Source organism: Phormidesmis sp. 146-33, assembly GCF_052939515.1.
Genome location: NZ_JBJPHU010000169.1, coordinates 1 through 9724, shown reverse-complemented (window position 1 = coordinate 9724; position 9724 = coordinate 1). Strand labels below are relative to the sequence as shown.

The window sequence follows — 9724 nt, the reverse complement described above, 5'->3', positions numbered from 1 at the left end:
AACCAAGCGATCAAGCTTGACCCAAAATATGCCAGTGCTCACTACAATCTGGGCAATGTGCTGTCTGGCCAAAACAAACTTGATGAAGCGATCGCTGCCCTCAACCAAGCGATCAAGCTTGACCCAAAATATGCCAGTGCTCACTACAATCTGGGCATTGCGCTGTCTAGACAAAACAAGCTTGATGAGGCGATTGCAGCCTACAACCAAGCAATTAAGCTTGACCCAAAACATGCTAATGCTTACGTCGGTCTGGGCATTGCGCTGTCTAGACAAAACAAACTCGATGAGGCGATCGCTGCCTACAACCAAGCCATTAAGCTTGACCCAAAATTTGCTCTGGCTTACAACAATCTGGGACTCGCGCTGTCGAGCCAAAACAAACTCGATGAGGCGATCGCTGCCTACAACCAAGCCATTAAGCTTGACCCAAAATTTGCTCTGGCTTACAACAATCTGGGACTCGCGCTGTCGAGCCAAAACAAACTTGATGAGGCGATCGCTGCTTACAACCAAGCGACCAAGCTTAACCCAAAATATGCTGACGCTTACTACAATCTGGGACTTGCGCTGAGGAACCAAAACAAACTCGATGAGGCGATCGCTGCCTACAACCAAGCGATCAAGCTTAACCCAAAATATGCTAAAGCTTACTACAATCTGGGCAATGCGCTGTCGAGCCAAAACAAACTCGATGAGGCGATCGCTGCCTATAACCAAGCGATCAAGCTTGACCCAAAATATGCTGACGCTTACAACAATCTGGGCATTGCGCTGTTTGACCAAAACAAACTTGATGAGGCGATCGCTGCTTACAACCAAGCAATTAAGCTTGACCCAAAATATGCTGACGCTTACAACAATCTGGGACTTGCGCTGTCGAGCCAAAACAAACTTGATGAGGCGATCGCTGCCTATAACCAAGCTCTCCAAATCAATTCTAACTACGGTCTAGCTTATGCAAATCGTGGGTTAGCCTACTTCAAAAAGCAGCAGTCCGATCGTGCCCTTTCAGATATCGATCGCGCGATCGGACTTGGCTACAAAGAAGATTGGGTGATGAAGTTGCGAGAGCGGGTGAGAAAAGAGATGAAATGAGGAGCGTTTTGAGTTGAGGAGGATGAGGAGCGATCGGCTGCTCTCGGTATAGGTGTTAGGGTAAAATCATGAAACCAGCAGAAGGAATTTTAGTCATGTCGTCTCCAACGATCGCCACCGTAGTCAAGATGATGGAATCTCTGCCTGAGAACCTACAAGAGCAGGTTATCGATCATCTTCGCGAATACATCGACGACCTGCAAGACGAACTTCAGTGGGATGACTCATTCAAGCAAACTCAGACAAAGCTCATCGAAGCGGCTCGACGTGCCAAACAAGAGATTGCTCAAGGGCTTTCTAGCCCACTAGACTACGACCAGCTATGAACTCGACAACCCTGCCCTCTTTTTGGGATGCCTATCAACCCCTTGATGAAAAGACCAGGCGCAGCGCCAGAACTAATCTCAACCTTCTTACGGAATCAACCATAAACTTCTCGTCGATGCCTAATCCGGTTGATAAAAATGACTCTTTCCTCCTGGCTATATTCATAAATCACTCGGTAATCACCGACTCTTAGTTTAAAGAAGCCCGATAGATTAGCGGTCAAAGGCTGTGGCGTAATTTGGTCAAAATTCTCAGCCAGCCAATGAATCTTACTAACGATTCGCTCACGAAGTGTCTGAGTTAGCCGCTCTAAATCAGCAAACGCTTCTGACTCATATTCAACCCAATAGCTCATTGGCGACTCAGTCCCAATTTTTGCATCACCTCATCTGCTGGAATGCCACGAACTCCCAACGCTCTACGCTTGCGAATCTCCAAAAGCTCTTGTTGAAGTTCCTCTTTAACCGTTGCGCCTTCATCGGGGTCTGGCAAAAACTCGTCCAAAGCTTCCATGACCGTTTCTCGAATCAGAGTTTTCAGTTCGTTAATCGTAAGGTCTTTAACTTGCATAGCCGTTCCATCTAGCATTGCTCATTTAGTTTAAGCGATCGCCCCACTTCAGAGAACCCTACACTCAACGATCGCGCTTTGACAAAGGTTCGATCGACCATCCGTGAAGCGTTAGACTAAACTCAAACAATTCTGAACGGTATGAGAACGACCCCTTGCGGGTAACTCGAAGAGATCGAAGCTACCGCAACAATTACCGAAGATGGGCAACTCATCCTACAAGTGCCGCCTGATATTTCTCCCGGTCAGCATCAAGTCGTGATTGTGATTGATGAGCAATCTGCCTCTACTTCACAGCGATCGTCCCTGCAATTTTCAACCTATCCTGTTGGGTTAGCTTCCCCTGATCTAACCTTCCGTCGAGAAGACCTCTATGGCGGTTAAGTCGCTTTGGGTTCTTCTGGATCTTCACCAAGCGTCTGTTGTGTGCCGTGTCGAATGTGCAAAATCCGAACGGTAGAAACTTCTTGCCCTTCTAAAATCGTAAAGATAATGCGGTATGAGTTGCGTCCACGACCGTAAAGCAGTTGTCGAATTTCTTGACTAAAATACTCATTCTCACGCGCAGGGGGGCAGCGTCTTGGCATTTGAGATAAAGAAGCGATCGCTTGCAGCAACTCTGAATACCATTGGCTTGCCCTCCTTAGATCTGTAACTTGAGACAACCGCAGAAACGCGCTATCTGCTTCAGCTTCTGCCAAGCTAGAAATCTCAATGCGATACTTCATAGATCAGATGACAGACCATACTTGCGGTGTTGATCTTCTGCAAACTCCCGAAACGATCGCGATCGACCCGCCTCAAAATCATCTAGGCCCTGCTGAATTCCAGTCTTCGCTTCTTCCAGGTCTTGCGCTTCCCATTCCAAAACGCTTGCCAATAGCTCAGATGCAACAAGATTGACATTTTGACCTTGCCGAGCAGCCCGCTCACGCAGCAATGCTTCTAAATCTGGACTCAGGGTGACAACAATCGCCATAGTCTGCCTCGTTATCCTGTAACGTCGCTCATCTAGTCTAATCGATCGCCCGACCTCAAAGAACCCCGCGCTGCGCGATCAGGCATCTCTGAAGCGTTAGACTACTGGCTTGCCCTCCTTGGGTCTGTAACTTGAGACAACCGCAGAAACGCGCTATCTGCTTCAGCTTCTGCCAAGCTAGAAATCTCAATGCGATACTTCATAGATTCAGATGACAGACCATACTTGCGGTGTTGATCTTCTGCAAACTCCTGAAACGATCGTGCCCTTTCAGATTTCGATCGCACGATCAAACTTGGCTACAAAGAAGATTGGGTGATGAAGTTACGAGAGCAGGTGAGAAAAGAGATGAAATGAGGAAGAGCGATCGCCACAACGCAACTCAATTCATTAGCGTCACATCAGCCACATACTTCTCGACGATGCTTAATTCGATTAAATTAATCTCTCATCCCTCCCGCTCCCCACCTCAAACATCCCCACCGAAGACTGCAACTCCTGAGCCACCTGCACCGTTTCCCGCAGCACACCAGAGACGCGGCGCGACGAATCAGAAGTTTTGGCAGAAGTTTGGGCGACCTCTTGAATCAAACTCGTCACCGATCGCGAAGTCTCCACTTGAGAAACCGTTGCTTCTGAAATTGACTGTACCAGTTCATCAATCTGGCGTGACACATGCACAATGTGAATCAAACTTTGCTTAGCATTTTTGACCGAATGGGCACCCTTGACGACCTGAGCCGTCCCTTGCCCCATGACTTCGACCACCGATCGCGTCTCCAATTGGATCGCCTCCACAATCTGCCCAATTTCTCGTGTAGCCGCCGCCGATCGCGCCGCGAGTTCTCCCACTTCTGAAGCCACGACCGCAAAACCCCGCCCATGCTCCCCGGCACGAGACGCTTCGAGACTGGCGTTGATGGCGAGCAGGTCAGTTTGGACAGCGATCTCATTGATCAGCGACACAATTCTAGAAATCTGCTGAGACGCTTCGCCCAATTGTTTGACTTTTTTAGCAGCTTCTTCGATCGTTTCTCGCAGCTTGAGAATATTTTTCACCGTTAAATCCATTTCAGACTCACCCAGTTCTGCGACATTGGAGGCTTTGCGGGCGACTGTAGCGGCCTGAGTAGCGCGTTCGGCGACCGTTTGAATCGATCGCGTCATCTGCTCCACTGAGTTGAGAATGCGAGTCGTTTCCTCTGTTTGCTGAAGGGCATTTTCGGCTAGTTGTTTCATTTCGCCTTCATTTTCGCCCAAAAGACGACTGACCTGAGTAGCAGACTGCTTGACTTGAAGAACGATTTGGCGCAGATTTTCGACGATCGCATTAAAGAAATCGGCCACCGTGCCAATGTCACCAGATGTCACTTCGGCGCGCACCGTCAAATCGCCCCGTGATGCCCCTTCTACCTCTTCAAGGAGCGCGACAATTTGAAGCTGAAGCGACTCTTTGAGCGTCTCGGAAGCGTGCAGCGCAGCTTGTTTTTCTTGCAAAAGTTGAGCTTGATCCAGCGTGTACCCAATTTGCGGCGCAAGCTGTATCAAAAAGTCAGTTTCAAAGCGTTGCCATTGGCGAGGTTGAGAACATTGGTGAACACAGAGTAAGCCCATCGCCCGCCCGCCCTGCCAAATCGGAACCGCCATCTCTGCCTTGACTTCAAACCGTCGCAGATAATCTCGACGACGTGGCCGAATATCTTCTCGATCGGTGTCGTTGACAATCCAGTTGGATTGCGTCATGTATTGCTCAAAGTGATCAAGATCCAGTGGATTATCGACCACACTTGTAATAATCTTTGCGTACTCAGATACGACTGATTCAGCAATCACACTCGCATTTAATAAGTAATCTTCAAACCGATAAATAACGACGCGATCGGCTCTGAGAAAATCACGCGCTTCTTCAACCGAGGTTTGTAAAATCTGATCAGCATTCAGCGATCGTCGCATTCGTTCGGTAATGTTACTCAGCGCTTTCGCTTCTTTGGCTTGCTGCTCTTGACGAGAGGCTTCACCCGACAGCGCAATTTCTGAAGCCGAGAGATTGTCTGCCATCTGGTTAAACGCGATCGCCAGTTGCCCCACTTCATCTTGAGAAAAAACCTCAGCCCGCGCCGACCGATCGCCCTGAGCAAACTCCTGAGTTGTCTGCTCTAAGTGTTGAATCGGTTTGAGAACCGTCCGCCGAAACAGCAGGCTCCAGCCGACAATCAGCAATAGAGAAATCGCCAGCACGATCGCTTCTTGCAGCAAACTTTTAGAAATCAACTGATTCAGGGTCTCTTCGGGCGTGCCCCGCACCAGAATGGCGATCGACTCATCGTTATAAACAGGAGACGGCCCCTCCGGAGTTTCGACGATCCGATTGGGGACGGCTTTTGCAGCAACGGTATAAGTTTGGCCGCCCACCTCCAATCGCTGAGTGACAGCTTGCCCTTTGGCGCGGACTGCATCCGTCAACACCGATGTATCTGTAAGGGACACAGGTTGAGAACTGTTCTGGTCGAGGGCGGTTGCCAAAGAAAAGTCTCCCGTCGATCGCCGCAGATAAACCGCACTGTAGCCACCGTCAAATGCCTTAAGCGTACTTTCTACGATCGGCAATTTGCCATTGACCACATCTCCAAAAATCAGCGCACCAATCACTTCTTGATTCTCAGGATTTCTCACCGGAGTCACCACATAGCGAATCAGCCCATCGTCCTTAATTTCCTGCGGGAGGGGAGGGGCTTCTCGGCTCAGTTCGTCTTTAGAAATCGTCTCGCTGGCTTTGATTTGTTGTCCGCTGGCGATCGACTGTTTGACCAGATCGGCTAAGTTGGGAGCGGTAATTTTTTCATTAGAACGATTTTTATTAGCATTAATTACAATTCGCAGATCCTTACTGACCAGCGTTGCATATTCTATTTTTCTCGCCTTGACTTCGTTTTGCAGAATTTGTTTAACTTGATTCCGCAGGTCTTCAGGAATGGGTTGCCCTTGTTGTTGATTTTTTGCTGCGTTGATGATCGCAGGGTTATCAGATTGACCGCGTGAGCCAAATCCCATTTGATTTACTTTGATGTTGTAGTTTGTCTCCGTCACAGCGACTTCTGACTTGGCTTGAGCCTGTATCTGCGTGCGTAAACTACTGGTGATCACTATCGTTGAGCCGACCCCCAACGCCAAAATCGGAATCAATTCGCAGACAATCAGCGCGATCGCTTGTTTGCGTCCGATCGACAAATCACTAAACCACTTCAACCCAGAGGAACGATCGCCTCGAATTTCCACACCCACACTCCTTATTGTTGATAAAATTACTAGTGAATCATAGGTTGGACGCTGGAATCTAGACGTTGGACTTTGGACGCTCGACAGCGCTTTCGCTTCGTTGTTTGAATCTTCTGCCCCCCAACTCCCCAATTCTGGAGATGAGAACGTCTTTCATCAAATTCACACCCATTCGTCTAAGGTCTAAAGTCTCCCCGCTAATTTAGAGCACTACTTTCAATCAGTTGCGCCAATGTTCGTAAAAGCACCTGCTCGTTATATGGTTTTGAAAAATAAGCGTTTGCACCCAAATTTGTAGCGATCTGACGGTGTTTGTCACTGCTGCGTGAGGTGAGCATGGCGATCGGCACCCGTTCTAACGTCGGATTCGCCTTCATTTTGGCCAGCAGTCCGTATCCATCTAATCGAGGCATCTCAATGTCGCAGATCACAGCTTGAATCAGCGTCCCCGTTTCCAATCGCTCCAGCGCGTCGAGTCCATCTTTGGCTTGCTCAACTCGATAGCCTGCTCGCTCTAGCGTCAGAGCCAAAAAGCGCCGCACATTAATCGAGTCATCGACCACCAAAATCGTTTGATGATCAGCACTCAGGCGAGGAGTCGGCGGCAGAGGCGGCAATTCGGGAGGGGTACTCCGTTCGTAGCTCGTCAGCCAGCGCAGCATCTCCGAAACATTCACCAGCGGCACCACGCGACCATTTCCCATAATCGTGCAGTTGCTAAAGCCCGCCGGAAGTGGCAGATTGCCCTCGACTCGGCGAATCGTCGCCTCTTGCTCACCCCAACAGCGATCGATTTGCAGCCCAAACTTCTGAGTTCCCTGATTGACAATCACTACGGCAGGGGCAGCGATCGTCGGAACGGCTTCAAAACTGTAGCGCGATCGAGCGCAGTTAAAATTGAGCCAGCGCTGAAGACGAATTAGCTCAACGGGTTGATTTTGCCAGTTCAACACTTCGCTGCCTGCGGTTTGAATAATCTGCTCTGGTTTGAGCAAAAACATCTCTTCGATAATGTCGGTCGGAAAGGCCAGCAGCATTTTGTGACTTTCGACCAGCAGCACGCGCACCGTAGACAGCGTAAACGGAATCGACAGCGTAAAGGTGGTGCCCTGTCCAGCCTGCGTGTTGACCTTGATTTCGCCCCTGATTTGTTTGAGATTACTCCGCACGACATCCATACCAACGCCTCGCCCCGATAGCGTGGTTACCTGGTCGCGAGTGCTAAATCCCGGTTCAAAAATCAGTGACAGCAGTTCTTCATCGCTGGCCGCTGCTAAGAGAGTCGCATCTAAGCCCATCTGCTCGGCTCTGGTACGAATCTTATCGATCGCGATCCCTTCTCCATCATCTCGCACTGTGATTACCGTTCGGTTGCCCTGATGAAAGGCGCGAATCTCGATCACTCCCTCGGCTGGCTTGCCTTTGAGAACACGGGTTTCAGGCATTTCGATCCCATGATCAAAAGCGTTGCGAAGTAGATGCATTAAGGGATCGTTTAGCGTTTCCAAAAGATTGCGATCGACGAGTGTATTTCCCCCTATCACCTTGAGATCAATCTGTTTACCATACTGAAGTGACAACTCTCTCAAAGCACGAGGAAAGCGATCGAGAATATCCGACAAAGGACGCATTCTCAGTTGAGTCAATCCTGATTGCAGTTGTTTCGCTGTTTTGTTGAGATTGCGATTTACCTGCTCGGTATCATCCAGACTCAAATCGATATCTTCACTGACTTCTTGAATTTGTACCAGCGTTTCCATCACTTGTTGTGAAAGCAGATGAAGATCGCTATATCGATCCAGTTCTAAAGCATCAAAATCTGAAGTTTGAGATTTAAATTTTGTGCTTTGGGAATTGAGCGTCAGGGTGTTAGCGTTACCATTCTCAGAAGTGTCATCAGAACCTGCACTCAGAAGTTTTACACCGCGATTAAGAATCGGAGAGCCAAAGTTAGAAACGGTGACTTTATCGTAAGCATTTCGCATTTCAGAATTGACGTGATCCAGCGTTTGGAGGCGATCGTGCAGCGTTTGAGCCAGACTGCGAAGCCGCTTGAGATAGAGGTCTAAACCATTGCGGTCGATCGTTAATTCGCCAAACAAGTCATTGAGTTGATTTAACTGCTTAACCGGAACGCGCACCGTGGAATCTCGATCGCTTTCAGGCAGCATTTCTGGCTCTGTCTGCGTCTCCAATACTTTAAAGTCAGACACCTTAAAATCAGCCTGGGCCGCTTGCGTCTGGGACTCTTTTGCAGGCTGCAATTCCGTAAAGCCCTCGTCATCTACAGCCACCGAATCTGACGACAAAGCCTCCAGATACCACGCAGGCTCCTCTTCTAAAAGCGACTCCGCCGCATCTTGAGGATCACTTGCCGCAACCGCCTCCCAATCCAGCAAGGACTCCGAAGCCTCCAATCCATCGTCAGATAACAGGTCATTCAATCCCATATTGTCTGACTCTTTGAGGCCCGGCTGCGTCATCAGCGGAATCATCCCCGGAATTTCGGCATACTGTCCCACGATCGCCAGGGCCTGCGCCCGTCGCCAAGTTTGCAACGCAGAACGAGCGATCGCAGCCACCTCGTGATCCCCCACTTCCAAACAGTAGGTCACCGACTCACACAAGCTGCTAAACGCCGGGAGTTGCAGCATTTCGCCCAACCCGCCTAGCTCCTGCGCCAAAATCGACAGTTCTTCTTGCAAACAGGGCTGATCTGGCGTTTCTAAGACGCTTTCTAACCGCTGCAAGCAGCCCTCCACCTCCGTCTCAAACAACATCGGAACGATATCCTGTCCTTCGTCAGACGACAGCAGCGAAGCAGCACTCTCATCTTGAGGATCGCCTAACTGCTGGTGGAGTTGCGTAAAAATCGGTTCGACTTCTGCCTCGATCCAATTAGAGTCAAGGGTTACACTCTGGCGATCGCACTCGATCACCTGCCGCAGACAATGCACGGCTCTCAGCAACAAATTTTCGAGCGCAGCACTAATGACGATCGTCTTATCAACCTTGAGCACCTTGAGCGAATCTTCGAGCCGATGAGCCAGATCACTGAGCATTTGAAAGCCCATCATGCCCGCTCCACCTTTAATCGAGTGAGCCGATCGCAGTGCCGCGTTAATTTTTTGAGCATCCACTCGATGGTCTGCCAACCCAATGAGCGCCGCATCCAGCGTGTCCAGATATTCCTGCGCCTCATCGAGGAACTGGCGGCGAATTTCGAGTTCCTTATCGTGTGACATAGTTTTTTAAGAAGGGAGGAGGGATGAAAGGGGAGGAGTGAAGAGGGATGAGGGATGAAGGAGGAGGGAGGAGGGAGAAGACGGAAGACGGAAGACGGAAGACGGAAGACAAGAGACAGAACGGGAGACAGAACGAGACTTTTGTCCATCCTTCATCCCTCATCCTTCCTCCCTCCTCCTTCATCCCTCATCCCTCAACTTTGAAGGCTCCGACCGACGCTTGCAGGTC

At 49.7% G+C, this 9724-nt stretch carries 10 protein-coding genes; 3 read left to right on the top strand and 7 right to left on the bottom strand.

Features of this window, described 5'->3' with window-relative positions; translation table 11 throughout:
* Both ACJ2PR_RS33230 and ACJ2PR_RS33225 read left to right on the top strand, forming a co-directional pair.
* The coding region (locus ACJ2PR_RS33230) for a tetratricopeptide repeat protein (protein WP_446880252.1) at window positions 1-1098 on the top strand (1098 nt) is incomplete at its 5' end.
* Between the two features lie 68 nt (window positions 1099-1166).
* Window positions 1167-1424: a hypothetical protein gene (locus ACJ2PR_RS33225; protein WP_446857326.1), complete on the top strand. Its 258-nt coding sequence runs from the start codon at window positions 1167-1169 to the stop codon at window positions 1422-1424.
* A 95-nt stretch (window positions 1425-1519) separates the two neighbouring features.
* Here ACJ2PR_RS33225 and ACJ2PR_RS33220 read toward each other — a convergent pair whose 3' ends face one another.
* Together ACJ2PR_RS33220 and ACJ2PR_RS33215 are read right to left on the bottom strand one after the other, a co-directional pair.
* On the bottom strand, window positions 1520-1780 hold the full coding sequence (locus ACJ2PR_RS33220; RefSeq protein ID WP_446857327.1) for a type II toxin-antitoxin system RelE family toxin: 261 nt from the start codon (window positions 1778-1780) through the stop codon (window positions 1520-1522).
* Window positions 1777-1995, bottom strand: a complete 219-nt coding sequence (locus ACJ2PR_RS33215; RefSeq protein WP_446857328.1) for a hypothetical protein — start codon at window positions 1993-1995, stop codon at window positions 1777-1779. Before ACJ2PR_RS33215 ends, ACJ2PR_RS33220 begins: the two co-directional genes overlap by 4 nt.
* Before the next feature lie 222 nt (window positions 1996-2217).
* Here ACJ2PR_RS33215 and ACJ2PR_RS33210 point away from each other — a divergent pair, with 222 nt between their 5' ends.
* The gene (locus tag ACJ2PR_RS33210; RefSeq protein WP_446857329.1) at window positions 2218-2379 is read left to right on the top strand and encodes a hypothetical protein; all 162 of its coding nucleotides are present in this window, start codon (window positions 2218-2220) and stop codon (window positions 2377-2379) included.
* Here ACJ2PR_RS33210 and ACJ2PR_RS33205 read toward each other — a convergent pair.
* The 5 genes from ACJ2PR_RS33205 to ACJ2PR_RS33185 form a co-directional block, all read right to left on the bottom strand.
* Window positions 2376-2723, bottom strand: a complete 348-nt coding sequence (locus tag ACJ2PR_RS33205; protein ID WP_446857330.1) for a type II toxin-antitoxin system RelE/ParE family toxin — start codon at window positions 2721-2723, stop codon at window positions 2376-2378. The genes ACJ2PR_RS33210 and ACJ2PR_RS33205 overlap by 4 nt on opposite strands.
* Complete coding sequence (locus ACJ2PR_RS33200) at window positions 2720-2974, bottom strand: hypothetical protein (RefSeq protein WP_446857331.1); 255 nt, start codon at window positions 2972-2974, stop codon at window positions 2720-2722. Before ACJ2PR_RS33200 ends, ACJ2PR_RS33205 begins: the two co-directional genes overlap by 4 nt.
* A 101-nt stretch (window positions 2975-3075) precedes the next feature.
* The gene (locus ACJ2PR_RS33195; RefSeq protein ID WP_446880251.1) at window positions 3076-3261 is read right to left on the bottom strand and encodes a hypothetical protein; all 186 of its coding nucleotides are present in this window, start codon (window positions 3259-3261) and stop codon (window positions 3076-3078) included.
* Between the two features lie 148 nt (window positions 3262-3409).
* Complete coding sequence (locus ACJ2PR_RS33190) at window positions 3410-6250, bottom strand: methyl-accepting chemotaxis protein (RefSeq protein ID WP_446880250.1); 2841 nt, start codon at window positions 6248-6250, stop codon at window positions 3410-3412.
* A gap of 197 nt (window positions 6251-6447) precedes the next feature.
* Window positions 6448-9495: a hybrid sensor histidine kinase/response regulator gene (locus ACJ2PR_RS33185; protein WP_446880249.1), complete on the bottom strand. Its 3048-nt coding sequence runs from the start codon at window positions 9493-9495 to the stop codon at window positions 6448-6450.
* Between the last annotated feature and the right edge of the window lie 229 nt (window positions 9496-9724).

Excerpts from the sequence above, each read along its gene's own strand:
- ACJ2PR_RS33225 (WP_446857326.1), top strand. The coding sequence starts at position 1,167 with ATGAAACCAGCAGAAGGAATTTTAGTCATGTCGTCTCCAACGATCGCC.
- ACJ2PR_RS33220 (WP_446857327.1), bottom strand. The coding sequence starts at position 1,780 with ATGAGCTATTGGGTTGAATATGAGTCAGAAGCGTTTGCTGATTTAGAG.
- ACJ2PR_RS33215 (WP_446857328.1), bottom strand. The coding sequence starts at position 1,995 with ATGCAAGTTAAAGACCTTACGATTAACGAACTGAAAACTCTGATTCGA.
- ACJ2PR_RS33205 (WP_446857330.1), bottom strand. The coding sequence starts at position 2,723 with ATGAAGTATCGCATTGAGATTTCTAGCTTGGCAGAAGCTGAAGCAGAT.
- ACJ2PR_RS33200 (WP_446857331.1), bottom strand. The coding sequence starts at position 2,974 with ATGGCGATTGTTGTCACCCTGAGTCCAGATTTAGAAGCATTGCTGCGT.
- ACJ2PR_RS33185 (WP_446880249.1), bottom strand. The coding sequence starts at position 9,495 with ATGTCACACGATAAGGAACTCGAAATTCGCCGCCAGTTCCTCGATGAG.